General features: G+C 38.1%; 30 protein-coding genes and 2 pseudogenes. 31 read left to right on the forward strand and 1 reads right to left on the reverse strand.

Annotation, left to right across the window (positions count from 1 at the left end; all coding sequences use genetic code 11):
• Positions 1-31 precede the first annotated feature (31 nt).
• The 22 genes and pseudogenes from DXB77_RS00375 to DXB77_RS00475 all read left to right on the forward strand — a co-directional run bounded on the left by DXB77_RS00375 (position 32) and on the right by DXB77_RS00475 (position 18,489).
• Positions 32-739 carry a hypothetical protein gene (locus DXB77_RS00375; protein WP_118662415.1) on the forward strand — a complete coding sequence of 236 codons (708 nt, stop codon included), beginning with the start codon at positions 32-34 and terminating at the stop codon, positions 737-739.
• Between the two features lie 14 nt (positions 740-753).
• Positions 754-1,695 (forward strand): DUF1848 domain-containing protein, encoded by a 942-nt coding sequence (locus DXB77_RS00380; RefSeq protein ID WP_118662416.1) that lies wholly within the window; start codon positions 754-756, stop codon positions 1,693-1,695.
• An 18-nt stretch (positions 1,696-1,713) separates the two neighbouring features.
• On the forward strand, positions 1,714-1,953 hold the full coding sequence (locus tag DXB77_RS00385; protein ID WP_118662417.1) for a hypothetical protein: 240 nt from the start codon (positions 1,714-1,716) through the stop codon (positions 1,951-1,953).
• A gap of 64 nt (positions 1,954-2,017) precedes the next feature.
• Positions 2,018-2,491, forward strand: coding sequence for a GNAT family N-acetyltransferase (locus tag DXB77_RS00390; protein ID WP_118662418.1), 474 nt, complete (start codon positions 2,018-2,020; stop codon positions 2,489-2,491).
• 38 nt (positions 2,492-2,529) lie between these two features.
• Positions 2,530-3,390, forward strand: a complete 861-nt coding sequence (locus DXB77_RS00395) for a helix-turn-helix domain-containing protein (protein ID WP_118662419.1) — start codon at positions 2,530-2,532, stop codon at positions 3,388-3,390.
• 51 nt (positions 3,391-3,441) lie between these two features.
• Positions 3,442-3,726 (forward strand): hypothetical protein, encoded by a 285-nt coding sequence (locus DXB77_RS00400; RefSeq protein ID WP_118662420.1) that lies wholly within the window; start codon positions 3,442-3,444, stop codon positions 3,724-3,726.
• A 6-nt stretch (positions 3,727-3,732) separates the two neighbouring features.
• The gene (locus tag DXB77_RS13155; RefSeq protein WP_243100114.1) at positions 3,733-3,879 is read left to right on the forward strand and encodes a hypothetical protein; all 147 of its coding nucleotides are present in this window, start codon (positions 3,733-3,735) and stop codon (positions 3,877-3,879) included.
• Positions 3,873-4,055 carry a hypothetical protein gene (locus DXB77_RS13160; RefSeq protein ID WP_243100115.1) on the forward strand — a complete coding sequence of 61 codons (183 nt, stop codon included), beginning with the start codon at positions 3,873-3,875 and terminating at the stop codon, positions 4,053-4,055. Before DXB77_RS13155 ends, DXB77_RS13160 begins: the two co-directional genes overlap by 7 nt.
• 244 nt (positions 4,056-4,299) lie before the next feature.
• Positions 4,300-4,647 (forward strand): MobC family plasmid mobilization relaxosome protein, encoded by a 348-nt coding sequence (locus tag DXB77_RS00410; protein ID WP_118662421.1) that lies wholly within the window; start codon positions 4,300-4,302, stop codon positions 4,645-4,647.
• 118 nt (positions 4,648-4,765) lie between these two features.
• Positions 4,766-4,960 (forward strand): hypothetical protein, encoded by a 195-nt coding sequence (locus tag DXB77_RS00415; RefSeq protein ID WP_118662422.1) that lies wholly within the window; start codon positions 4,766-4,768, stop codon positions 4,958-4,960.
• 255 nt (positions 4,961-5,215) lie between these two features.
• A complete protein-coding gene (locus tag DXB77_RS00420) occupies positions 5,216-6,478 on the forward strand; it encodes an ATP-binding protein (protein WP_118662423.1) in 1,263 nt (420 codons plus the stop codon).
• Between the two features lie 2 nt (positions 6,479-6,480).
• On the forward strand, positions 6,481-7,125 hold the full coding sequence (locus DXB77_RS00425; RefSeq protein WP_118662424.1) for an RloB family protein: 645 nt from the start codon (positions 6,481-6,483) through the stop codon (positions 7,123-7,125).
• Between the two features lie 11 nt (positions 7,126-7,136).
• Positions 7,137-8,225 (forward strand): hypothetical protein, encoded by a 1,089-nt coding sequence (locus DXB77_RS00430; protein WP_118662425.1) that lies wholly within the window; start codon positions 7,137-7,139, stop codon positions 8,223-8,225.
• Between the two features lies 1 nt (position 8,226).
• Positions 8,227-10,380: a Mov34/MPN/PAD-1 family protein gene (locus DXB77_RS00435; protein ID WP_182439411.1), complete on the forward strand. Its 2,154-nt coding sequence runs from the start codon at positions 8,227-8,229 to the stop codon at positions 10,378-10,380.
• Positions 10,381-10,387: 7 nt separating this feature from the next.
• Positions 10,388-11,065 carry a hypothetical protein gene (locus DXB77_RS00440; protein WP_118662427.1) on the forward strand — a complete coding sequence of 226 codons (678 nt, stop codon included), beginning with the start codon at positions 10,388-10,390 and terminating at the stop codon, positions 11,063-11,065.
• A 153-nt stretch (positions 11,066-11,218) separates the two neighbouring features.
• A pseudogene (locus tag DXB77_RS00445) lies at positions 11,219-12,259 on the forward strand (recombinase family protein); the annotation flags it as partial.
• A 190-nt stretch (positions 12,260-12,449) separates the two neighbouring features.
• Entirely contained in the window at positions 12,450-12,662 is a 213-nt protein-coding gene (locus DXB77_RS00450) for a hypothetical protein (protein ID WP_008402104.1), read from the forward strand.
• 122 nt (positions 12,663-12,784) lie between these two features.
• Positions 12,785-14,116 carry a TrkH family potassium uptake protein gene (locus tag DXB77_RS00455; protein ID WP_118662428.1) on the forward strand — a complete coding sequence of 444 codons (1,332 nt, stop codon included), beginning with the start codon at positions 12,785-12,787 and terminating at the stop codon, positions 14,114-14,116.
• Positions 14,117-14,126: 10 nt separating this feature from the next.
• A complete protein-coding gene (locus DXB77_RS00460) occupies positions 14,127-14,774 on the forward strand; it encodes a TrkA family potassium uptake protein (RefSeq protein WP_117785753.1) in 648 nt (215 codons plus the stop codon).
• Positions 14,775-14,810: 36 nt separating this feature from the next.
• Complete coding sequence (locus DXB77_RS00465; protein WP_118615314.1) at positions 14,811-15,029, forward strand: hypothetical protein; 219 nt, start codon at positions 14,811-14,813, stop codon at positions 15,027-15,029.
• 72 nt (positions 15,030-15,101) lie between these two features.
• Positions 15,102-17,795 carry a sensor histidine kinase KdpD gene (locus tag DXB77_RS00470; RefSeq protein WP_118662429.1) on the forward strand — a complete coding sequence of 898 codons (2,694 nt, stop codon included), beginning with the start codon at positions 15,102-15,104 and terminating at the stop codon, positions 17,793-17,795.
• Positions 17,788-18,489, forward strand: coding sequence for a response regulator transcription factor (locus tag DXB77_RS00475; protein WP_008402109.1), 702 nt, complete (start codon positions 17,788-17,790; stop codon positions 18,487-18,489). Before DXB77_RS00470 ends, DXB77_RS00475 begins: the two co-directional genes overlap by 8 nt.
• Positions 18,490-18,622: 133 nt before the next feature.
• Here DXB77_RS00475 and DXB77_RS00480 read toward each other — a convergent pair whose 3' ends face one another.
• Complete coding sequence (locus DXB77_RS00480; RefSeq protein ID WP_118662430.1) at positions 18,623-18,916, reverse strand: hypothetical protein; 294 nt, start codon at positions 18,914-18,916, stop codon at positions 18,623-18,625.
• A 270-nt stretch (positions 18,917-19,186) separates the two neighbouring features.
• Between DXB77_RS00480 and DXB77_RS00490 the strand changes: the two genes are divergently transcribed.
• From DXB77_RS00490 to DXB77_RS00525, 9 genes and pseudogenes are all read left to right on the forward strand, one after another.
• Complete coding sequence (locus DXB77_RS00490) at positions 19,187-20,620, forward strand: phospholipase D family protein (protein ID WP_117785756.1); 1,434 nt, start codon at positions 19,187-19,189, stop codon at positions 20,618-20,620.
• The gene (locus DXB77_RS00495) at positions 20,599-21,309 is read left to right on the forward strand and encodes a response regulator transcription factor (RefSeq protein WP_118662431.1); all 711 of its coding nucleotides are present in this window, start codon (positions 20,599-20,601) and stop codon (positions 21,307-21,309) included. Before DXB77_RS00490 ends, DXB77_RS00495 begins: the two co-directional genes overlap by 22 nt.
• The gene (locus tag DXB77_RS00500) at positions 21,309-22,352 is read left to right on the forward strand and encodes a HAMP domain-containing sensor histidine kinase (protein ID WP_118662432.1); all 1,044 of its coding nucleotides are present in this window, start codon (positions 21,309-21,311) and stop codon (positions 22,350-22,352) included. The genes DXB77_RS00495 and DXB77_RS00500 overlap by 1 nt, the downstream gene beginning before the upstream one ends.
• Positions 22,353-22,385: 33 nt before the next feature.
• Positions 22,386-23,450, forward strand: coding sequence for an FUSC family protein (locus DXB77_RS00505; protein ID WP_117785758.1), 1,065 nt, complete (start codon positions 22,386-22,388; stop codon positions 23,448-23,450).
• Positions 23,440-23,556, forward strand: a pseudogene (locus DXB77_RS13165) (CDP-alcohol phosphatidyltransferase family protein); the annotation flags it as partial. The gene DXB77_RS00505 and the pseudogene DXB77_RS13165, both read left to right, overlap by 11 nt.
• A 402-nt stretch (positions 23,557-23,958) precedes the next feature.
• Entirely contained in the window at positions 23,959-24,207 is a 249-nt protein-coding gene (locus DXB77_RS13405; protein WP_347559463.1) for a phage tail tape measure protein, read from the forward strand.
• 225 nt (positions 24,208-24,432) lie between these two features.
• A complete protein-coding gene (locus DXB77_RS00515; protein ID WP_243100116.1) occupies positions 24,433-24,720 on the forward strand; it encodes a hypothetical protein in 288 nt (95 codons plus the stop codon).
• A gap of 116 nt (positions 24,721-24,836) precedes the next feature.
• Positions 24,837-25,289, forward strand: a complete 453-nt coding sequence (locus DXB77_RS00520; protein WP_118662434.1) for a hypothetical protein — start codon at positions 24,837-24,839, stop codon at positions 25,287-25,289.
• The gene (locus DXB77_RS00525) at positions 25,286-26,068 is read left to right on the forward strand and encodes a DUF1828 domain-containing protein (RefSeq protein ID WP_118662435.1); all 783 of its coding nucleotides are present in this window, start codon (positions 25,286-25,288) and stop codon (positions 26,066-26,068) included. Before DXB77_RS00520 ends, DXB77_RS00525 begins: the two co-directional genes overlap by 4 nt.
• The last annotated feature ends 12 nt before the right edge of the window (positions 26,069-26,080 follow it).

A 26,080-nucleotide genomic window follows, 5' to 3' on the forward strand; every position in this document is an offset into this window, starting at 1 on the left:
AAATGGAAAAAAGGATTACGACTGCAATAGGATGCTTAATTTTTATGTATGCGATTATTCTGCTAAATATACTTCTGAACTTTTGTATTTGATGAGAAAAAGTCAGGCGCTCGAAGAAATTGATGATTACCATGTCTTGTCCATTGGTTGTGGTGGATGTCCGGATTTGATGGCATTTGAACAATATTGTCATGAAAAATCATATGATAAATCTGTAAGTTATATCGGTATAGATGTTAATGAAAAGTGGAGACCGATTCATGAGCAAATTAAACTATATAGAACAAAAACTTTAAGAAAAACTCAATTTAAATATTTGGATGCTGTGACAGAAGAATACAACATTTCTAATGCAAATGTTATTGTATTGCAATATGTTATTTCACATTTTTATAATACAGGGCAAATAGGTGAAATAGAGAGTTTTTTTGAAAAATTGGTTCAGAATATAATTTTACATAAGGAACAAGGAAAACCACTAGTAGTTCTTATTAACGACGTAAATAGTAATAATAGAGGGCGCGAAAATTTTCAGAAATTGGTTGAAAAGTTAGATGGCAAGGGTTTTACAGAAAACAGTCAAGGATATTATTTTGATTACAATATTAAAAATGAATTTCAGAGATATGGTATAAAACACGAATCAAATAAAATTTTGTATAATATTCCTGATGGACTTTCTATATATCAGCCGTGGGAAGAGTGTTCAAGTGCACAGCTTTTAATTGAAGTGTTATAGTAGGAGGTGATTTGATGATAATTAGTGCAAGTAGACGTACAGATATACCGTCTTACTACTCGGAATGGTTGGTTAATAGATTAAAAGAGAAATATGTATTGGTTAGAAATCCGATGAATATACATCAGGTAAGTAAGATAGATTTATCTCCAGATGTTGTTGATGCAATCGTATTTTGGACAAAAAATCCAACGCCGATGTTGCCATATTTAGAGCAAATTAAAGATTATACATATTATTTTCAATTTACTTTGAGTGCATATGGTCCAGATGTTGAAAGAAATTTACCATCAAAAAATAAAATTATTATTCCGACATTTCAAAAGTTATCCAAAGAAATCGGAAAAGAAAAAGTTATATGGAGATATGATCCGATATTCTTTAATGGGCAGTACTCAATGGAGTACCACTGTAAGTATTTTGAAGTGTTAGCCTCAAAATTGGCTGATTATACAGAGAAGTGTACTGTGAGTTTTATGGATTTGTATAGAAATACAGAACGAAATGTAAAGACCTTAAATATTGTCAAAGATACATATGAAATGCAAGTAGAATTATTACAAAGATTTGTAGAAATAGCAAAGGAGCATGGTTTATATATTGATACTTGTGCTGAAATTGGAGATTTTCATAATATAGGGGTTGAACACGCCCATTGTATTGATAGGGAACGAATAGAGAGAATTGGTGAATTTAAACTTAATGTTGATAAAGATACAAATCAAAGAGCAGAATGTGGATGCGTGGCAAGTATTGATATAGGGGCTTATAATACATGTAAAAATGGATGTCTGTATTGTTATGCAAATTATAGTTCAAACACAGTAGAAAAGAATTTTGGTATGCACAATCCAAAATCTCCTTTATTATTTGGCGAAATAGATGATACAGATGTTATTAAGGAAAGAAAAGTAAAATCGCTTATAGATAATCAAATGAATTTATTTGATATTTAGGAAGAAAAGAAAAATTTTATGAAATACAATTTGTATTTTTACAATGCTAAGAGAAATGTGGTGGTTATGACAGATATGGATGGAAAGAAACTTGTGATTGACTGCGATAAGGCAGAAGCACAGGTTGTGTTGGAGGAGCCGGACGATGCAGGATGTTTGGCAAGATTTGCATGGGAAGAACCGGTGAACTATATAAGCTTTGCCATGCGTCCGGGCGGACCGCAGGATTATGTGGATGTGTGGAATGAGTTGAATTAAAGGGAGATACGCATATGTGTGGAATGACATCTGATCAGTAATGCAAATTGATTGGAGGAAGAATATGAATATAAATATTAGAAAAATAAATGGCAATGAATATAAGTTGATGAACGACTTTTTGTATGAGGCAATTTTTATTCCTGAGGGAGTGGAAGCACCACTGAGAGAGATTATTAATGCACCGGAATTACAGGTTTATGTGCAGGATTTTGGAACACAGAAAGATGATATTTGTTTTGTTGCAGAAGTAGAAGGGAAAATAGTTGGAGCAGTTTGGGTTCGCATCATGGATGACTATGGACATGTGGAAGATGGTGTTCCGTCCTTTGCCATATCTCTATATAAAGAATATCGCAGACATGGTATCGGAACAGCAATGATGAAACAAATGCTTACAGAGTTGAAAAGCAGGGGATATAAGAAAACTTCTTTAGCAGTACAGAAGGAAAACTATGCTTTGAAGATGTATAAAAACGTTGGATTTGAGATTGTTGATGAAAACGATGAAGAATATATCATGGTGTGTGTATTATAATTGTGCAACAGATTGTTAAACAACAGGAGCTACTGGATATGAATAATAGAATAATTTACCATCCATTAACGGCAACTCCGCTTAAAAGAAATATTGCTTATACAGAGTTGACCCCTTGTAAAGAGTTGCGTTCTTATATCAGATGTTATTGGGGATCAGAAAATCCACTTATACAAATCGAAAACAATGACTCACCGAAATTGGTAATCCCGGATACTTGCGTGGATATTATTTACCATATAGATTATACCGATAATGTGGTAACAGGTGGATTCTGCGGAATAAATGATTGCAGTTTCCACACAAATAGCAACGGAACTATTGGGCACATGGCATCGACATTTGCTATTCGTTTTTATGCGTGGAGTGCATATGCATTTGCCGATGACTCTTTGAAATCTTCCATAAATAGCTATTTTGATGTGGGATCAAAATTTGAATGGCTGGACAAGATTATCCGCCCTAAACTGTTGGAACTAAAGTCCATACAGGAAAAGGCTTCTTTTACAGAGCAAGTATTACTGAAAAGATTATCCGATGTGAAAGAAAATACAGTTGTTAACGGTGCGATACATAACATTTTGACAAATAAAGGTTCTATGGATGTATCAAAATTAGCAAAGGAGGCTTTTGTAAGTACAAGACAGTTGGAACGATTATTTCATGAATATATTGGTATTACGCCTAAGAAGTTAAGCAATTTGATACGGTATCAGTTTTTGTGGAGAGATATTTTATGTGAGCCGGATTTTGATGTGCTAAGTGCAGTTCATAAATATGGATATACAGACCAATCTCATTTATTGCGGGAATTTAAAAGGTATCATTCTATGGATATACATGAGGCGAGAACTATTGCGTTAAAAGATGTCGAAAATATACAAGCTGTTTCTTATTAATTTATAGTAAAATAGTTTCAAATTCTGATAAGAAGGAAAGGATGAGAAACAATGAGAGAAAATATAAGTGTCTGTGGTATGGATTGTAGTGTGTGTTATTGTTTCGGTAAAATGTGTAATGGCTGCAATTCGTGTGAGGGAAAAGTGTTTCATGCACCGGAAGGAAAAGCTTGTCCGATTTATGACTGTGTTAGAAACAGTAAATGTATGCAAAACTGTGGAGAATGTAGTGATGTGCCTTGTAAGATATGGTTTGATACCAGAGACCCGAAGTTTTCAGATGAAGAATTTAGTGAAAATGTAACAATGAGAGTACAGACATTGAAAAGGGAATAGGTAATTATGTCAAATAATAAAGAACTTGCAGATTATATAATGGACCAACTATCTGATTTGGGAGACATACGAAATATTCCTATGATGGGCGGATATATTTTTACTATAAAGAACGGATATTTGGCGGAATTTATGGAAATGGTTTTTTGGTAAAGATTACAGAGGCAAGTAAGAAGTATATGCCGGACAGTCTACCAGAACCACCGTATGAAGGTGCAAAACTTATGTTGCCGGTAACAATTTTGGATGATAAAGATGCGTTGCAGATAATGGTAGAAGAGATGTATCCGGAGTTGCCGGAAAGGAAAACAAAAAAGAAAAATAAGTAACGATACAGGGAAATAGGTGAGTCAAAAAATGGAGCACCTTTTCAAAAAGTGAGTCAAAAAGTGGAGTACTTTTCCGAAAAGTGAGTCAAAAAGTGACGCACCTATATAAATATCTGGGGTTTTAGGGAATTTTGCCCTTAACTAGATGCATTTTGCAATGGATATACAAAATGCGTATCTAGCAGAAGACACCATGAGAAATTTTCAATATGAATTTTGAACAGGACTATGGGGAGGCAATAGTATGTCCCAGGGCAGATTAAGTCTTGTAAAGAAGTTTCGATTGAGTCCGGAGGTGGCCGCAGAACTGGCAGAAAAAGCAGAAAAGATGAATATGTCAGAGTCGGAGTATCTGAGGTTTATGATTTCGCAGAAACCTATTGATTATCCGGAGATGAGGATTTTATTGAGGGAGCTTATCAATGAAGTAAATCATATTGGTACGAATATTAACCAGATTGTACATAATAATAATTCCGTTTTATATTCAGAGACGGATAAAGAACAACTGGTGGCATATATGAGAAAGCTGAATGTAGAAGTGAATAAAGTTTACGAAGTGATAAGTGAAAGAAAGTCCGGAAATATGTAAGTAGATTTTTTTTGAATCAAAAATATTGCCTTTTCCGTAGCGAGGCTGTATCATCAAGAAAAAAATTATCGGTATTATTTTGAAAAGATGCAGAAGCGACTAAGGAAGGAGGGAAGCTTTGAATAAGGAATTTGAACGCTGCTGCACATTTCTTGCTGAGATGATGGAGAAGTACGGTCTGGAAGTTTTGCGTGATATAGCTGTAGAACTTCAGTTTGATCCGGAAACTTGGCATGATGATGCAGAAGGAAAAAGACTTCGGTATGAGGCTTATGCGAGGAGATTTCTGGAGCAGTTTCTGGAAGTAGCATAAGGATTACCGGCATCCTGCGAGAGTGGGATGTATACATATGAAAGAGCGTTCAAAAAAGTATCTGAATAAAGAATTGAAAATAATGATACGGATTAAACAATGAGGAATCACTTGATTTGTACAATATGCAAATTAAGTGATTTTTTAATACCTCAAATAGGAATACACAAAAATGAGAAAAAATCACATTTAGATGTTGATTTTTGAGAAAAATTGTATATAATAGAAAGTAGAAAAGAAGGTGAGGTAGCAATCATGTTAATTCAATTTATTTTTAAAAATTTCAAATCATTTAGAGAAGAGGCTACTTTGGATTTGTCTGCGGCGAAGATGACTGAGTTCTCAGACAGAGTTGTGACTGTTGGTGGCGAGAAGATTTTGCCGGTTGCTGCCATTTATGGTGCAAATGCAAGCGGAAAGTCTAATATATATAATGCTTTTGAATATATGTCTGATTATGTTGTAGATTCCTTTAAGTATGGAGACGAAGAGGAAAAGTTTGAGGAGTTCAGACCGACTCCGTTCTTGTTTGATTCCACATCTGCCGATGCAGAATCCAGCTTTGAGGTGTATTTCACATTGCCCGGTGATAAATCTGAGAGAAGCTATAACTACGGTTTTTGCATCAATAAGGAAGGTGTAACTGAGGAGTGGCTCAATTCTAAGGCAAAGACTGCAAGAAAGTACAGCACTGTATTTTATCGTGGAACTACAGATGAGGAGCTTGATTTATCAGGATTTCCTAAGAGTAGCAGGGATAATATTCATGTGGCATTGGAAAAGCAGGTGCTTATTATATCATTGGGAGCAAAGCTGAAAATTGGTAAGTGTAAGGCAATCAGAGATTGGTTCCTTGCAAACGAGTTTGCTGATTTTGGAGACCCTTTTACCAATTTCTTTATGTCTCGCAGATTGCCTAAGGGATTTGTGGAAGATAAGGATGTGCAGCAGAAGGTTGTAGAATATTTCGCATCTTTTGATGAGCATATCAAGGATTTCAGAATTGAAAAGGTTCCTCAGGAGGCTGAAAGTAAGGAAGAAAGATACAAGATTAACGCACTCCACAAGATGATAGATTCGGATGAAATGGCAGAAATTCCTCTGGGACTGGAGTCTGCCGGAACCTTGAAGATGTTCGCATTATATCCGGAATTGCAGGAAGTGTTGGAGAAGGGCAGTGTGTTCTTTATTGATGAATTAAATGCTCGTTTGCATCCGTTACTTGTAAGAAATTTCTTGCTTACATTCTTAAATCCGGAAATTAACACCAATCACGCTCAGATTGTATTTACAACCCATGATACATGGCAGTTATCGAACCAATTGTTGCGCCGTGATGAAATTTGGTTTGTAGAAAAGGATGAAAGAGGTGTATCCACACTTTACTCACTGGCTGACTTTGTGGATGAGGATGGTTCCCGTATTCGTAAGGATGAAAGCTATGAGAAAAATTACCTGATTGGAAAGTATGGTGCAATTCCTATCTTAAAGAGTATTGATATTTTTAAGGAGGATTGAGTATGGCGAAAAAGGAAAGAACAGGTAATAGAAAAACGAGAGACCAGAGAAAACAATTCAAGGTGCCGGAATTGGGCTACTACTTGATTGTTACAGATACAGAGGCTACAGAACGCTGCTTCTTTACCGGTCTTCATCAGGCATTGCCGGAGGATGTAAGAAATAAGCTTGTAATAAAGGTTGTAGAAACCAAGACTCGTACCATGATTGATAAATGTCTGGAACTCACTGCTTATGATGCACAATATCGTATTCCTTGGATTGTGTTTGACAGGGATCAAGTGCAAGGTTTTGATGAGATTATAAAAGAGGCTGAGGATAAAGGGATTCAAGTGGGCTGGTCCAATCCATGCTTTGAAATATGGATGTATGCCTACTTTGGTTCTATGCCGGCAATTAGGGACTCTTGGACTTGTTGCTCGGAATTTGGACGAGTATATGAAGCTAAGACCGGACAGAAGTATTCCAAGGCTGATGAGCAAATGTATGGAAAACTCTGCAAAGCCGGTAACGAAGAAAAGGCAATTCAGATAGCACAGCAGAAGCTGGAGCAGTGTATTAGAGAAGGTAAAACCAAACCATCAGAGATGTGCCCGTGTACAACGGTGCATGAGCTGGTGAGAGAGATTAAAGGAAAGGTTAAATAAGGTGAATTGATATGGCAAATTATGTGACATTTTTTCCAGTTGGAAACGGAGATATGACACTTTTTAGTACAGAAGACAAAGTTAATTTTTTAATTGACTGCAATATAAGAAAAGAATCTGAAGATGATGAAAGTGAGATGTATGATTGTAATAAGTATTTTCATGATAATTTAGAAGCTGATGGAAAACAGGTATATTTGGATGCTTTTTTCTTGACACATTCTGATCATGATCACTGTCGCGGCATTGAAGAATATTTCAATTTATGTGCTCCGAGTGACTGTGAGATAGATAAAATTAGAATAAATGAATTATGTGTTCCGGCAAGGCTTTTGGTAGATGATAATTTGACAAATGATGATGCGAAAGCATTAAAAGTCGAAGCTGAAAGAAGATTGGATTTATATGGAAAAGATGATTTTGATGTCAATGGCAACAGACTTAAAATTATTGGATATAGTGAGGATTTAGCAGATTATGCAGATATTATGACCGTTGCAGGAGAAACAATTAGTGAACTTAACGGTGAAAGTGATTTTGGCTGTGAAATTTTTGTGTTGCGTCCAGTAAAGAAGAGTACAGATGACGAAGATGCTAGTGTAAATGAATGTACAGCTTCATTTTACATTTCTTTTGCTATGGGAGATAATACCTATTCTGTTATGATTATGGGTGATATTGAATGTGAAAATTGGAAGGAAGTAATTTCATTAAACGAAGATAAAGAATATGATGTTTTATTGGCTCCACATCATTGCTCATGGAATGCGATTAGTATAGAAGATACCTCTACAGGTAGTATTGATGCTTCAATTGAAGAGTATTTGCAGAAATCCAAGGAAAAAGCATATATTATTGCATCAAGTAAGAAGATAAGGCGGAATGCGGATAATCCACCGAGTTATAGGGCAATGAATGCTTATAAGAATTGCATAAAGAATGATAATAGATTTATTTGCACTGCGGATGAATTATATAACGATGAGCCGATTCCAGTAAGATTAAAGATTACAAAACAAGGAGTAACTAAAGATAGCATAAAAACAGATATAAAAAAACATAGTACTACATATACACCTAAGTCATATGGGGAGTATTGATATGGAGTTTGAAATTTATAAGCGTTTGGAGTTACAGGAGATAGTACAAAATACAGAAAAATTTGATTTAGTATTGGCAATAGAACAGAATCCGTACATCAGTATTGTACAAATTTGTAATTCTAAGAAATATCCAGGAATATTTCTTGTTGCAACTATAGATATTTGTATACCTACAAATGGAGTATACAAAGGTCTTGATATAAGAGATAAAGAGGAGATTGTGTTTTATGTGCCAAAAAATTATCCATTATCTGCTCCGAGTGTAATTCCTGCGAGGGACGATTTCCCCACAAACTTGATACCTCATCTGAATACAAGTGTGAGCGGAACAGAAATAAAAGAACTCAATTTATGCCTTTATAGGGGAGATGTAAGTGAATGGTTCTTTCAATGTGGAGTTTATGCATTTTGCGATAGAGTTGTTGGGTGGTTTTCAGATTTGGTTAATGGAGAATTAATTCATAACGATGGCTTTGAAAATGTGAGAATAACGGACCAAAGAGATATTCTGTTTATGGATTATAAGGCTATGACGAATTATATTAAATCATCAAAAGATAACCAATGTTTTGAAATTTTTAATATAAAAAGGGAAGGTTTATATTGGGAATTAACAACGCAGAAATTTGATTATGCACAACATAATAATAAGAATTTTCCTTGTATCTTTGCTTTTGATAGAATAATGCCTGAAACGGATTATATAGTAAACGAGTTTAATGTATTTTCAGATGTGGAAATATTTAATAGTGCTACTCAAGTGAAAAAAGGAATTAGAAGATATAGATCACAATACTTAAGGTATATTAAGAATGCTAAAAAGATTCCCAAAGCAATAATGGTAGTTATGGCAATCAAGAGACCTATGCAGGTTCTTGGTACATTTGACAAGTTTGACTTTATTGCATTTTTACTTAATTTCGATTTCGAAAGTAATCCGGCTGAATTTGGAGATTCTACTGTATATAATTATGCAACCATAGGATTGGTCAATAAGGAGTTGGCAGAGAAAATATCAGGTACTGAATTTGAAAAACCTGATATTTCAATGATTGGAGTCGGAGCGATTGGTTCTAAAGTATCAATGCATTTAGCTAAAATGGGATATGTTAATCAAAAAATCTATGATAATGATTGTTTGCTCCCGCACAACTTAATCAGGCATGAAGAAAAATCTCCGTTTATGATTGGGGCTCCCAAGGCATTTGTTGCCCAGGGAAACATAAAAGCATTATTTAGAGAAGATACAAAAAGTAGTATGGAAAAAGTTGATATTTTGGAAGATGATGTGGACTTTAATAATGAAATAATTATTGATGCTACAGCATCAGAGCGTTGTCTAAATTATCTGAGTAGTAAGGAAAAAATCACGGGATGTGTGGTTAGAACGGAAATTTTTGCTGGTGGAATTGTAGGAGCAACATTTGTTGAAGGAAGTAACAGGAATCCTGATATTTATGATTTAAGGGTGACTCTGTGGCATAAAGCAATAGAATCACAAGGAGTTCGTGATTGGTTGTTATCGAATGAGCAAGAGACAAACAAAGAACTTTATATTGGGATAGGATGTAGTTCGGATACATTTGTTCTAGATGATGCTACAATCAGCAATCATGCGAGTATTGTACCTCATATTGTAAATAAATATGTTGGTTGTAATGAGGGAACGATAGTGCTGAATTACTTTGATAAGAACAGTCTTATAGAAAATCATATACAACTTTTTGAAATCGAATCCTTCGAAATATTTGAAGAAAATGATTGGTGTATTCATATTAAGAAGGATGTTTGGGATAATGTAAAGATTTACTTGAATGATTCTATTGAAAATATGGGTATATGGCTAGGAACTATCAATTTATATTTGAAGCGAATTGTAATTACCGATACCCATATTCCGAATGATAATAGGAGAAGCTCAGGTGAAGTTATAGCTGGAACTCAAGGTGTTGATGAAATAATTAATAAATACGAAGAAGTGACAAATGGATTAATCGGATATGTTGGAGAATGGCATACACATACAGGAGATTCGGCATGTCCGAGTAGTAAAGATTTAGTTGCATTTTCTCAGGTCGAACTCGGAAGAATTATATTAATGACAATACTTGGGAAAAAGGAAGTGAAAAATTTTATTTTGGATAAGAGGTGATAAGCATATGAACGACATAAAAGATTATCGCGGCAATGAGTTGAAATATTTTGTTATTGCAAATATTTTTGCTCTTTTGTATTTAGGGAAGGTTATAAATTTGCAGTTGGTAAACAGTGAGGGTACATATTCTAATTTGATTGTAACGGTTATAAATTCCGCGTTATTTTCAAGCATTGTTTACATTCTTGTTTTGATATCGGATGCGTTGGTGCCAACAAGAATAAAAAATGTTGTAGTATACTGGTTTTTTCCTCTTCCAGGGGAAGTTGTATTTTCTAACTGGAAACGAAAATGTCAAGATGAAAGAATAAGTCAAAAGGATTTTTTAAAATGTTATGAAAAAGTATATGAAAATATGCCGTCAAAAGAGAACATTCGTCAATATGAAAATATAGAATGGTATAAGTTGTATACAAAATATGAGAAAGAGGATAAAGTCTTTTCTTCACATAGAGATTATCTTATGTTTAGAGATATGGCCACATCTACGATAGTAATGCTGATTCTGTACATTGTGATAGGAAGTATTGTGGATTTTGTTCCAGTATGTAAAAATGGCTTTATATATTTGTTTGTAATGTATACAATTGTAAATGTTGCAACACATATTAGAGGAAATCGATTTGTTAATAATGTTTTTGCGTGTGATATATATGCCCAAAATAAAGAAAGAACCGAATAGTTTTTTGCATGCTCATGTTGTATTAACAAGGAGATAGTTAGAAAAGTTTTGATTACTTATTATTCTGTTGAATATAGTTGGAACAAGTGTATAATTTTATTGGGACAATATAAATGTAATATTTTAGATAGACAACAGAAAGGTTGTAAGACCATGAAAAAACAACTCAAATGCTACATTTACAAACGTGTATCCACCATCATGCAGGTAGAGGGTTACAGCTTAGATGCGCAAAAAGATAAATTATATAAATATGCTGACTATCAAGATATGATTATCGCCGGGGAATACTCCGACGAAGGAAAATCAGGTAAAAGTGTGGAAGGCAGACCACAATTTCAGCAGATGCTTTCTGACATAGAAAGTGGTAAGGATAATGTGGATTACGTACTTGTATTCAAATTATCCCGATTTGGTCGAAATGCTGCGGATGTCTTATCTTCTCTCCAGCGGATGCAGGACTTTGGTGTTAATCTTATCTGTGTGGAAGATGGTATTGACAGCTCCAAGGATGCCGGAAAGCTGATGATTTCTGTCTTATCTGCGGTGGCTGAAATTGAGCGTGAGAATATATTGGTGCAGACCATGGAAGGACGCAGGCAGAAAGCCAGAGAAGGTAAGTGGAATGGTGGTTTTGCTCCTTATGGTTATCAGCTAATTAACGGTGAACTGCACATCGCCGAGGACGAGGCTAAGATTATCCGAATTATTTATGATAAGTTTGTTAATACCACCATGGGAATTGCCGCTATTGCCACATTTCTAAATAATAGCGGATACAAGAAAAAGCTTCGCCAGAACAATACAATAGAAGGCTTTTCTACATCATTTGTCAAAGGTGTTTTGGATAATCCTGTGTATTGTGGCAAAATGGCATTTGGCAGAAGAAAGAATGAGAAGATTCCGGGAACAAGAAATGAGTATCATGTAGTAAAGCAGGACAGCTATATGTTAAATGATGGTATTCATGAAGCTATTGTGTCAGAAGAGTTGTGGAATCAGGCGCATAAAAAGAGGCAGGAAACCGGTGTGGAAAACGTAAAAACCCACAGTCTGGATCATGAGCATATTTTATCCGGTATTATCAAATGTCCGATTTGTGGAAGTGGTATGTACGGCAATGTCAATCGGAAGAAGCATCCGGATGGTGGGTATTACAGGGATTATTTTTACTATGCCTGCAAACACAGAACTTTTGTGAACGTGAATAATGTTTCAACTTTTTTCGATAATGTTGGAACAGATAAATATAAACGTGTGTATGCAGAAGTATCAAGAAAGAAAAAGGATTCTGGTAAGAAACCAAGTAACGTTATGCAGGTAGAAGAAAAATGCCACTATGTAGGAAGAGGCATGGTGATTCGATAGAAATGGAGGTACAGACTTGAAAGTACAGGAGGGATACCGACTTGGCAGCATTGTTCGCAGAGATTTTTGCCCTGCGTTACAAATAGATGCAGATTCCGAGCAGGTTGTAACTTCAATGCTGAATCAGAATTTTGTCCCCATCGTTGATGGCCGGAATGCTCTATGCGGGATTCTGACAAGGAAACGGCTGATTGAATTTCTGGCACAAGCTCGTGATAAAAAAGAATAAGTCCTGCATCTTTAGACGGTCTTAATACAGATACGCATTCTCTTTTACCTTCTTTACTCCTTTTGATTTATGATTAAGGACACGTAAAGGAGTATAAAGAAGTATAAAGGAGGATTGCAGTTATGAGGACAGTGTTGTTAAAAAGGAAGTTGACTTCGTTTCAAATTATCATCCTCGGGTTTTCCGGTGTGATCCTTTTCGGCACCTTCCTTTTAATGTTGCCGTTTTCCAGCCGAAGCGGACTGGCAACGCCTTTCTCGGATGCATTGTTTACTTCTACCTCAGCAGTTTGTGTAACCGGACTCATTATACATGATACGGCAACATACTGGTCGGCCTTCGGCCAGTTTGTCATTTTACTGCTGATTCAGATTGGAGGCATGGGGGTTATTACCATAGCCGCATCCTTTGCAATGATTTCCGGTCGGAAGATTTCTTTGATGCAGCGCTGTACCATGCAGGAGGCGATTTCAGCGCCAAAGGTAGGGGGAATCGTTCGCTTGACTGGCTTTATCGTCAGGGTGACACTGGTGATGGAACTGCTGTGTGCAGCCGTGATGGCGCCGGTGTTTTGCCGTGATTTCGGGAAAAAGGGACTTTGGATGGCACTGTTTCATTCCGTGTCCGCTTTTTGTAACGCAGGCTTTGATCTATTGGGTGTGCGCACTCCCTTTTCCTCCCTGACCAGCTATGCAGCAAATCCAGTCATAAACTTTACTATTATGTTCTTAATTGTGTTTGGAGGCATTGGCTTTCTGACTTGGGATGATATTCGGACAAATCGATTGCATTTGCGCAAATATCGGATGCAGAGCAAGGTGATTCTTTGTACCACAGCGGTTTTATTGATCGCTCCGGCAATGTACTTTTATTTTTTTGAGTTTGCTGATCTTACCCGAAAGGAACGGCTTTTATCTTCTCTTTTTCAAGCTGTGACACCACGAACGGCGGGTTTTAATACGGTGGATTTAACTGATTTGAGTGAGGCCGGACAATTTATCACCATTGCGCTGATGCTGATCGGCGGTAGTCCCGGGTCTACCGCAGGCGGTTTGAAAACAACAACCATTGCTGTTTTGCTTACTACTGCGATTTCTACCTTTCGGCGCAGAGAAAATGCCAACCTCTTTGGACGTCGCATTGATGATGATGTCGTAAAAAATGCAGCGACAATTTCGCTTATGTATATCACGCTATGTTGTACCGGTGGCCTTATCATCAGCGTTTCCGAAGGACTTCCCATGCTTACCTGCCTTTTTGAAACTGCCTCAGCTGTTGGTACAGTCGGCCTGTCCCTGGGAATTACGCCGGAACTGAATCTGCTCTCACGGAGTGTTTTGATTCTGCTGATGTTTTTTGGACGAGTCGGTGGCCTTACATTAATTTTTGCGGCCTTGTCCAGTGCACAAAAGAAAGTTTCAAAACTACCAAAGGAAAAAATAACAGTAGGATAAAGGAGACATTATGAAATCAATTCTTCTAATTGGTCTGGGGCGATTTGGAAAGCATATTGCCCTGCACTTAAATCATTTGGGCCATCAAGTGATGGCGGTAGATACTTCGGAGGAACGTGTAGAGGCTGTTCTGCCCCTTGTTACCAATGCACAGATTGGAGACAGTACGAATGCCGATTTCTTGGAATCTCTCGGTGTTCGCAACTATGATGTATGCATTGTGGCCATCGGCAACAACTTTCAAAGTTCACTGGAAACAACTTCTCTGCTCAGTGAATTAGGAGCGAGGTTTGTAGTTTCCAGAGCTGCAACTGATGTTCAGGAAAAATTTTTGCTGCGTAACGGTGCAAATGAAGTAGTCTACCCGGAAAAACAGCTCGCAAAGTGGACAGCAATCCGTTACAGTGCGGATCACATTCTCGATTACATAGAACTGGATGAAAATCATGCCATGTTTGAGATTCCCATTCCCAAAGATTGGGCGGACCATTCGATTGGAGAGCTTGATATTCGTAAAAAATTCAATATTAACATTATGGGAATCAAGAAAAGCGGCAAGCTGGAGTTATCTATTTCTTCAGACACAGTGCTGAAAGCAGGAGATACCATGTTGGCGTTGGGAAGTAACAGAAATTTGCAAAAGTGCTTTCATACTTGATTTTAAGAAAAATCAAAGGAATTGGGGGGTGAATCCATGCAGGATGTTATTTTACTTGTAAGTACATCAGCCATATTTATTTTTGGGTATTTTCTGATGAATAAACTGGATGTTTTTCTGGAAAACAATTTTGAGCCGATTACCCAGAATCAAATCACACAAATAGCACTATGGAGGGATTCCAAAAAATCACCTGCCGTCGATTTTTTCATTGGATGCCTGAACAAATTTGCCGTGGATCAGTCGCAGATGTAGGTTTTGACGTTGTGTGTTATAATATTGAAAAAGGAAATCGCTTTTACTTGAGTGACAGATAGGAGGGTTAAAATGGAACTGCCAAGACAAGATTCGGATCAGCTTCTTCGTGCGATCCGTAACGATGCATCCACTAAGAAAAGCGGAAAACTCAAAATCTTTTTCGGTTATGCCGCAGGTGTCGGAAAGACCTATGCCATGCTTCAGGCGGCTCATCAGGCTAAGGAGCGTGGCATCGATGTGGTTGCTGGATACATAGAACCCCATGCCCGACCCCAGACGATGGCACTTCTGGACGGCTTGGAGCAGCTTCCTGTGAAACAAGTTGCTTACGAAGGAATGACCCTTCGTGAATTTGATATTGATGCTGCGCTCAAGCGAAATCCCCAGCTCATACTGGTGGATGAGTTGGCCCATACCAACGCCGAAAGCAGTCGGCACACGAAGCGGTATCAGGATGTTCAGGAACTGCTAAATACTGGAATTGATGTCTATACGACTGTAAATGTCCAACATATTGAGAGTCTCAACGATACGGTAGCCTCTATCACCGGAATTCTTGTGCGGGAGCGCATTCCGGATTCCACCTTTGATCAAGCAGATCAGGTAGAACTGGTGGATATTGAGCCTGCGGAGTTGCTGGAACGACTGGCAAGTGGAAATGTGTACCGGGAAGATCAGGCGCAGCGGGCAACAGTTAATTTTTTCACGCTGGAAAATCTCACCGCATTGCGGGAAATCGCCCTCCGTCGGTGCGCTGACCGGGTGAACTTACTGACGGAAAGCGCCAGAGTACAGAGCCGAGGCGATTACCATACAGACGAGCGCATTCTGGCATGTCTTTCCTCGTCGCCATCCAACGCAAAAATCATTCGGACTGCTGCAAGGATGGCAAGAGCCTTTCGGGGAACATTTACCGCTCTTTATGTGGAAACGCCAAATACAGCGGCGATGAGTGACGATGATAAAAAACGTTTGCAGGATAATAAGCGTCTGGCCCAGCAACTTGGCGCTGCGATTGAGACAAGTTATGGCGATGACGTGCCTTATCAGATTGCGGAATTTGCCCGTCTTTCCGGCATCTCAAAAATCGTAATTGGACGAAGTACCATTGCACGAAAGAATATTTTCAGCAAGCCCACCTTGACGGAACGCCTGATTTCCAGCGTACCTAATCTGGATATTCATGTGATACCGGATGCCAGCACAGGAACCAGCTATCAGGAAAAAAAGAGTAAGGCGCAGGTAGATGCGATGCCCCTGCGTGATGTTCTGAAGAGTATAGCCGTATTGCTGGTAGCTACACTAATTGGCTGTGGCTTTGACGCTCTTGGGTTCACGGAGAGTAATATTATCGCAGTTTATATATTAGGCGTACTTGTGACCGCTGTGATCACAACCAATCGACTGTGCGGGATTCTGACCTCGGTTGTCAGTGTGCTGGTTTTCAATTTCTTTTTTACCACTCCGAGACTGACATTCCATTTTGACGATCCGAACTATATTGTTACCTTTACCATTATGTTTATAGTAACACTGCTTTCCGGATCTCTCGCTACCCGGCTGAAAGAAAATGCGAAACAATCTGCCCATACAGCTTACCGTACAAAGATTCTTTTTGAAACCAACCAGCTTCTGCAAAAAGAGCAGGATGAGAATGCGGTAATCACCGCTACGGCAGGGCAGCTCATGAAGCTACTGAAAAAAGATATTGTCGTCTACCTGTCTGATGGTAAAGAACTTGCCACCCCTAACGTTTTTCGTGCTGTTAATAGCATTCAGGAAGATTTAATTTCTGAGAACGAGAAAGCAGTCGCCGATTGGGCCTTCCGAAACAATAAACACGCCGGTGCCACAACAGATACATTATCCAGTGCAAAGTGTTTATACCTTGCGATTCGGGTTAACCAGAATGTATATGGAGTAGCTGGTATTGCTGTGAACGGTACTCCATTGGACTCTTTTGAAAATAGCGTGCTTCTTTCCATTCTTGGCGAGTGCGCATTGGCGCTGGAAAACATCAAAAATGCCAAGGAGAAGGAGGAAGCGGCTGTCCTGGCACAAAATGAACAACTTCGTGCCAACCTGCTGCGGGCAATCTCCCATGATCTTCGGACACCTTTGACAGCGATTTCCGGCAGCGCAGACAATTTGCTTGCAAATTATAAAAAAATGGACGATGCACTACGGGAGCAGACCTTTACTGATATTTATGACGATTCCATGTGGCTAATCAATCTGGTTGAAAATTTGTTAGCAGTCACACGAATTGAGGGCGGACAGGTCAATCTAACTCGGAGTATCGAACTCATGGATGAGGTCGTTTCTGAAGCGCTGAAGCACATCAACAGAAAAAGTAAAGAACACACCATTCGTGTGACCAGCGGTAAAGACTTTATCCTTGCCCACATTGACGCGAAGCTGATCGTTCAGGTGATTATCAATTTGGTTGACAACGCCATCAAATATACCCCTGTCGGTTCAGTAATTGAAATACACACCGATCAAAAAGAGCAATGGGTCACGGTTTCCGTTTCCGACAACGGCCCTGGGATTCCCGATGAGCAGAAACCCCGTATTTTCGATATGTTTTATAGTGGGGCCAATAAAGTGGTCGACAGCCGCAGAAGCCTTGGATTGGGGCTGTCCCTCTGTAAGTCCATTGTGACCGCCCACGGCGGCACGATTTCCGTATCAGACAATCAGCCAAATGGCACTGTTTTTAAATTTACATTACCTGCAGAGGAGGTAGAACTTCATGAATAAACCTTTGATATTAGTGGTTGAGGATGACCCGTCTGTACGAAATCTCATTACGACCACTTTAAAAACAAATGATTATCGTTATGTGGTAGCACCTAATGGCTCGGCAGCCATTATGGAGGCCACATCGCACAATCCTGAAATCATCTTACTGGATTTGGGCTTGCCGGATATGGATGGCATTCAAGTCATTCAAACGGTTCGCTCTTGGTCCAATGTTCCGATTATTGTAATCAGCGCCCGAAGCGAGGATAACGATAAAATCAAGGCGCTGGATGCCGGAGCGGACGATTATTTGACAAAGCCCTTTTCGGTAGAAGAACTGCTGGCACGACTTCGGGTGACGCAGCGAAGACTCTCTCTGATGACGGCAGAGATGTTTACTGCCAGTTCTGTATTTGTGAATGGTAAGTTGAAAGTGGATTATGCCGGGGGATGCGCTTATCTGGATGAAAACGAACTTCACCTGACACCCATTGAGTATAAGCTGTTGTGTCTGCTGTCCAAGAATGTCGGCAAGGTACTGACCCATACCTTTATCACACAAAATATCTGGGGCCGCAGTTGGGATAACGATGTGGCTTCGCTGCGGGTATTTATGGCAACATTGCGAAAAAAACTGGAGCCAACAGAGGAGTCTCCACAATATATTCAAACACATATTGGTGTGGGCTACCGCATGATGAAAATAGAATAACGCTATGAGGACGGCCAGTGTTCTCTATGAAAAATAGACGATTGAGTTTCGGATTGCCCTAATCATTTTTTGTTATTTGGAAAGAGCCAGACGCAAAGACGCAGAGCCGATAATCGATGAGATATTCTCACGGTTATCGGCTCTTTCTTTTTTGATTTTTAGGAATAAGCACTCCAAACACAAAACCGTTGCTATTTAACAGCGATGATTTGCGCTTGAGATGTCGCGGCGGTTGAAACCAAACATTTCTGCCGCCCGCCTCCTCCGGGCAAGTATAATATTGCATCGGCATTATCGTTCCATGTATTTCAGTATAATAATGGCTGTTCTTGGCGCGCCAGTTTTCCCTCACGGAAATCTGGCGTTTTTTGTTGCCATTTTTTCGGAGATGACCCGGTTGCCTGCCGGTGTCAGTCTCCGCCTCCATTCGATTCACCCGTCAATCACCCGTGAATCGAAATGGAGGTACATAATGAAGAAAATTAACCTTCGGGAACTTTATCCTGATGTTTATACAAGTAGGAGAAGAAGTTTATATCAGTATGATAAATAAAGCTGAAAAATATTGTTGGTTTATGACTCCATATCTAATCATAACAGATGAAATGACGCATGAAAAATAAATTTTGTTGAGGTTAAATTGAGATTGACTTTGTATTGTATAAGTATGAAATAAAAAGGAATCAGGTGATGTACAATGATAAAGCATAAAATATGTAAAATCCTTCTTGTTATACTGGCAATTTTTTTATGTGTGGCTTTTTATGAATTGCTCGGAATCTGCGTTGCATATAAAAAGCAGCCGGAAGTGTCCAATACAACCAAAAAAGAAACAAAAAATGGGTCATGGAACGAATGCAGTGAAAATACAGAACGGGCAGTAATCATAGAAAAGAATCCAGAAGCGCTTTTACAAAGAGTGCGTTTGATCAAGAATGCAAAAAAGGAAATTATTCTTTCTACTTTTGCATTTCAATCCGATGAAAGTGGAAAATTGATTTTAGGAGCACTGCATGATGCGGCAGACAGAGGTGTACATATTCGTCTGTTAGTAGATGGAATGGAGAGCTGGATTGATATGGAAGGAAATCCGTATTTTTATGGATTATCTTCCCATGAGAATGTTGAAATTAAACTGTATAATAAGGCCAATCCATTGAAACCGTGGAAAATGATGGGTAGAATGCATGATAAATATTTGATTGCAGATGGAAAGAGATATATTCTTGGGGGAAGAAATATACACAATTATTTCCTGGGTGATTTTCCGGGACATAAGAACTATGACAGAGACGTGTTAGTGGTTTGCGATGAACCTGAGAAAGAAAATTCAGTTAACCAGTTGTCAGAGTATTTTGAAACCATATGGAATCAGGAAGACAGTGGTTATTTTCATAACAATAAAAAACTGGCAAATAGAAAATCTGTAAAGAACGCAGTTTTAGAGCTGCAGAACAGTTATCAGAAATATTTTGAGGAGAATAAGGAAAGAATCTGCGAGACCGATTATACGGACGAAACTTTTGAGACAGAAAAGATTACATTAGTGTCAAATCCTATTCACACAGGTTCCAAAGAACCGGTAGTGTGGTATCAGTTGGGAGAATTGATGAAAAATGCAAAAAATCGTGTGAAGATCCACACGCCATATATTATCTGTAATGATATGATGTATAATACATGGGAGGAGATTGCAGAGAACGTTTCAGATTTTTCTATCATGACAAATTCAGTTGCGAATAATAGGAATCCATTTGGGTCTGCCGATTATGCGAAAAACAGAAATAGAATCTTAAGTACAGGAATTAATATCTGGGAATATGAAGGCGGTTATTCATACCACGGAAAAAGTATTCTGATTGACGATGATCTGTCTGTAATAGGTTCCTTTAATATGGACATGAGAAGTGCATATCTGGATACGGAACTGATGCTTGTAATACGCAGTAAAGATATTAATAAACAGTTGGAAGAGGGCATGATGGAATATGAAAAAGTGTCCCGCCAGATATTAGAAGGCGGAACTTATAATGATCCATATCATGTAGAGCCAATCGAATTAACAAAGAAACGTCAGAGAAAAATATTTTTGGTACAGCATCTGCTTGGATGGGCAAGGTATCTGTTTTAATAAGGAGGAAGGAAAACGTGTTTCAAATATTGATTGTAGAAGATGATAAAGAATTAAGCCAGCTATTCCAAAAAGTGCTTGAGAAGAATGGATATCAAGTCAAAAGTGCATCGGATGGAGCACAGGCATTAGAAGTATTGGATAAGGAATATATTGATCTGATCATTTCTGATATTATGATGCCGGTTATGGATGGCTATGAACTGGTGTCAGAACTTCGTTCAGCAGGATATCAGATACCAGTGCTTATGATCACTGCGAAAGGTTCCTTTGATGATATGCGTCAGGGATTTTTTTCGGGAAGTGATGATTATATGGTAAAACCGGTAAATGTGAATGAAATGGTTTTAAGAGTCGGAGCACTGCTTCGCCGTGCACAGATATTGAATGAACACAAAATTGTGATCGGTTCAACAGAGTTTGATTATGATGCAATGACGGTTACAACTGATAAGGAAAGTCTTGTTTTACCTAAAAAACAATTCCTGCTTTTATATAAGCTTGCAGCTTCGCTAGGCAGAACATTTACAAAACAACAGTTGATGGATGAAGTATGGGGGTACGAGACGGAGGCAGACCCACATACAATAGAGGTACATATAGGAAGACTCAGAGAGCGTTTTAAAGATAACCCGGATTTTGAAATCGTAACAATGCGTGGAATTGGATACAAGGTGGTGAAAAAATAATGGAACAAAAGAAAAAAAAAGGATTGCGGATCCGATCCTGTCTGACTGGTGCAATCTGGCTGGCACTTGTATTTTCAACAGTCATATCTGCTTTATTATTTGCTTTTTTGAATCATTTTTTTAATCTGCCGGGCAGCATACCTGTGCTTGGCTGGCTTTTGATTTTCAATACATTGATTGCAGGGCTGATCACTTCCTTTATCAATGCAAAGTTACTGGAACCAATTACCAGACTTAGTAAAGCAATGAAGGAAGTTTCTCAGGGAGATTTTGAACAGCATTTGGAAACGAACAGCCGTATAGCAGAAGTTGGAGAATCTTATCAAAGTTTTAACGTTATGACAAAAGAGCTTCGTGCAACAGAGGTGCTGCAGATGGATTTTGTATCTAATGTTTCTCATGAGTTTAAGACCCCGATTAATGCCATTGAAGGATATACAATGCTGCTTCAGGGAGAAGAACTGTCTCCGGATCAAGAGGAATATGTAGAAAAAATCTTATTTAACACCCAAAGGCTTTCCGGATTGGTTGGTAATATTTTGCTGTTATCCAAGTTAGAGAATCAGAATATACCAATGAAAAAAACAGAATATCGTCTGGATGAACAGATCCGCCAGGCATTTCTTTCATTGGAAACAAAATGGACAGAAAAAGAAATTGGTTTTCAGGTAGAATTGGAGGAAGTTAAATATACTGGGAATGAAGGACTTTTTATGCATATCTGGATAAATCTTTTGGATAATGCGATTAAGTTCAGCCCTTCAAAGGGGACAATTTCGATGTTCCTGAAACAAGAACAGGATTCTGTTAAGTTCATTCTGGAAGATGAAGGACCAGGAATAGAGGATGATGTAAAATCCAGAATATTTGACAAGTTCTATCAGGTAGATGGATCTCATAAAGCAGAAGGAAATGGCCTAGGTCTCGCACTTGTAAAACGGATTGTAGATAGTGCCGGAGGAACAATCAAAGCAGAAAATCGTGAATATGGTGGATGCAGATTTGTTATAGAGCTGCCAAAGCAGAAAGATGAGATTATATAGTTTTAAGATAAATTAGAAGATAGGAGGATTTATATGACATTTTATCAGGAGTTGCAGTTAAATCAGGCAGGTTCTAAAAAACTGTTGAAAAAGAGTGAAACACTAAAAGAAAAATTATATCATATGTGGGTATATCTGGTGAAGATAGCTGTTACAATGGCATTTTGTTTTTTCTTTGTTAGTATTTTCAGCACCCTATTTGGAAATGAGAACAGCATTGTAGGTGTAGTAGTCTTATTATGTCTCATGGTGTTTAGAAATGCGGATTTGGGGATTCACACCGGACAATCTACGATGCTTTTGGCTTTGTTCTTTGTAATTATGACTGTATGTCCGCATTTAGCAAATCAGTTTTCACCGGTATTGGGAATGCTGTTAAATATTGCGGCACTGGCTGTGTTGATTCTGTTCGGATGCCATAATCCACTCATGTTTAATCAATCTACATTGGTTCTTGGGTATCTGCTGCTATATGGTTATGATGTTACGGGAAAAAGCTATCAGATGCGATTAGTCGGAATGGCTTTAGGTGCAGCACTTACCTGCTTCGTATTTTATCGAAATCATAAAAACAGAACTTATAAAAGAAATCTGAAAGATCTGATACAAGAATTTGATATCACTTCTTCCAGAACAAAATGGCAGATATGTCAGATTTTATGCGTACCGATTGTCCTTTGCATTGCAGAACTTTGTAATATGCCACGTGCAATGTGGGCTGGTATTGCGGCCATGTCCGTGATTTTGCCGTTTATGGAAGATATGCACTACAGAGTCCGTAAAAGGATTGTCGGAAATATTGCAGGTGTTATATGTTTTACAGTATTATATTTTCTGCTTCCTTCGTCAATCTATGCATATATAGGAATTCTTGGTGGAATCGGTGTAGGATTTTCAGCACAATATGGCTGGCAGGCAGTATTTAACACATTTGGTGCTTTAGCCATTGCTGCAGAGACTTATGGACTACAAGGAGCGGTTAGTCTTAGAGTGATTCAAAATGTTTTTGGTGTTGTGTTTGCTTTAGCATTTTGTGTTATATTTTATTGGTTTATGTCTAAAAAAAAGGAAAGTGAGGTGACCGTACATGCAGAGTGAAGTGAATCAGGAAGAAAATTTGAATAGAATTATTACGGTTCCTAATCTTCTTTCTTTTTTTCGGCTTTGTCTGATTCCGGTAATTATATGGAGTTATTGTGTAAAGAATGCCCTTAAAGGTGTGAATGGACAGATCAAGTCCACCCAGTCGAAGCTGAAGGATGTTAACAAACTGCTGAAACTGGATCCGGGCAATACGGAACTTCTGGCACAAAAACATAAACTGCTTGCTGAGGCCGTTGGTGAAACGAAAGAAAAACTGGCAACCTTAAAGACGGCAGCAGAACAGGCAAATACAGCACTTGCCAATGGAGAAATCTCACAGGAACAGTATGATGCCCTTCAAAGGGAAATCGTAGAGACGGAGCAGAATTTGAAGAACCTTGAAACACAGGCAAATCAGTCAGCTACGGCAGTCCAGAAGATAGCCACAGCCGGAGAAAAGTTAAAGACCACAGGAGATAACATTTCCTCTGCCGGACAGAAACTATTACCCGTTACAGCAGGGGTGACTGCTCTTGGAACAGCATCGGTTACTACGGCTGCCAATTTTGAATCTTCCATGTCACAGGTACAGGCAACAATGGGAATCACAAAAGATTCTATGTCAAAGGTAAACGGTCAGTCAGTGAATACAATGGATACCCTTTCTAAACTGGCAAAGAAGATGGGTGCAGAAACTGCATTCTCTGCATCAGAGTGTGCAGAGGCTCTTAATTATCTGGCTCTTGTAGGATATGACACACAGCAGATCTAGAAGGTTGGTTAGGTTTCCAACATTGACCTTGTGGTAACTTTGGACAGGAAAAGAAAACATAACAAGTAAAAATATCTGTTAATATAAAGGATAATACAGAATAAATTTAAACAGGTTTTATCGACAATGAAATGTTGGTAGAACCTGTTTTCAGTTTTGAGATGACCTGTGTTATAATGAATATTAATTTATTTATAGTTGCAAAAGAAAAAGGAGATGTATAATATGTGGTCTGTGACCAGAATAGATGAAGCAGATTATGGCTGCGAGGAGCGGATGCCCGGTGAACCGCTTCTGGTGCTGGTAACAATCGAGAGTGACGATGGCAGAATGTGCCGGTTTGAGTGTGCGGAGAACTGGCTCCTGCAGCAGGGCATAGATGAGGGTGATGAATGGCCGGAGGATATTGAGCAGGTGGAAGCGGACAGAGAGCATATCGATCGGATGTCGGAGTGGATGGATAAATATTACGAAGCTGTAGAGGAAATGGAAGATCTGTTTGATGCGGAGTGAAGGATGATCTGGTGCTTACCGGATTTAAAGAAACTGAATGGATGGAGAAGCTGTAAAAATAATGGCTATTAGTAATAGAATGTGCTAATATAAAGAAAAATAGGGGGGATGAAGACGTGACAGACAAAGAATTTCAAAGATTATTACAGATTGAAAAAATATTTAAAAAGTATCCTGTTGAATTGCCTAATAATGGGAAAAGTGAGACTTATGACTTAGAGAGTAAAAACTTTAAGGATAAGTTTTATCTGGATGTAGATAGAAGTGGGAGAATTGAATTATTAAAATTCAAAATACAAAATAGATATGCAATCACCAGATTACCACTTGTCAGAATAGATATTGATTCACCACCGCATATAAATCCAGATGGGACGAAGACATCCAGAAATTATATACATATCTTTAGAGAAACAGATAATGACACAGGAAATCTTCCATGGGCATATGATTTAGAAAATTTTGAAGGAATAAATTTTGATAAGAACAATATTAATTTTATGAATGTTTTTTCCGATTTTTGCGGATATTGTAATATAAATATAGAAAATGTGCAGGGTGTGATATGATGAGTGTGCAACATGATATAGATTTTGGAAAACAGTATTTGGACTGGTTAAAACAAAATATTGATCAATATAAGGTGAATAGTACTACTTATAGAATAACATTGCCTTTTTTAGATAGAAATAATGATTGTATAGAATTATATATCATTGAACAGGGGGATGGCACATTTTATATTACAGATGATGGAGCGACGATTAGAGATCTACAGTTGGGTGGATTTGATCTGGATAGTGGTGTCAGGAGAATGACAATACTTAATTCTATTATTTCCTCATATGGTGTAACAAAAACAGAAACAAATGAATTAACAGTGAACTGTACAACCAGTGATCTGCCATTAAAGAAACATATGCTGGCGCAATGTATGGTAAAAATAAGTGATATGTTTTACTTATCAAGAAATAATGTTCAATCTGTTTTTTTAGATGATGTTCAGAAGTTTTTTGATGCAAATGATGTAAGATATATTGATAATATATGTCTGACAGGAAAAAGCAAATTGACAACGCATTATGATTTTGCAATAGCTCGTTCTAAAAAATCTACAGAAAGATTTATTAAGGTTGTTAATAATATGGATCTGAATGCAGCCAGAAATATTATTTTTGCGTGGAATGATACGAAGGATATGCGTCAGCGGGAAGCAAAATTATATGCATTTATTCAGAATACAGATAGAAAAGTATCAGATGATGCGATAGGCGCTTTGAAAGAATATGGAATAAATCCAGCGTTATGGACAGAAAAGGATCATTATATTCAGGAATTGACAGCATGAGTTGAGAACGAA

This window comes from Clostridium sp. OM05-9, from assembly GCF_003481465.1.
Lineage (GTDB): Bacteria > Bacillota > Clostridia > Lachnospirales > Lachnospiraceae > Coprococcus > Coprococcus ammoniilyticus.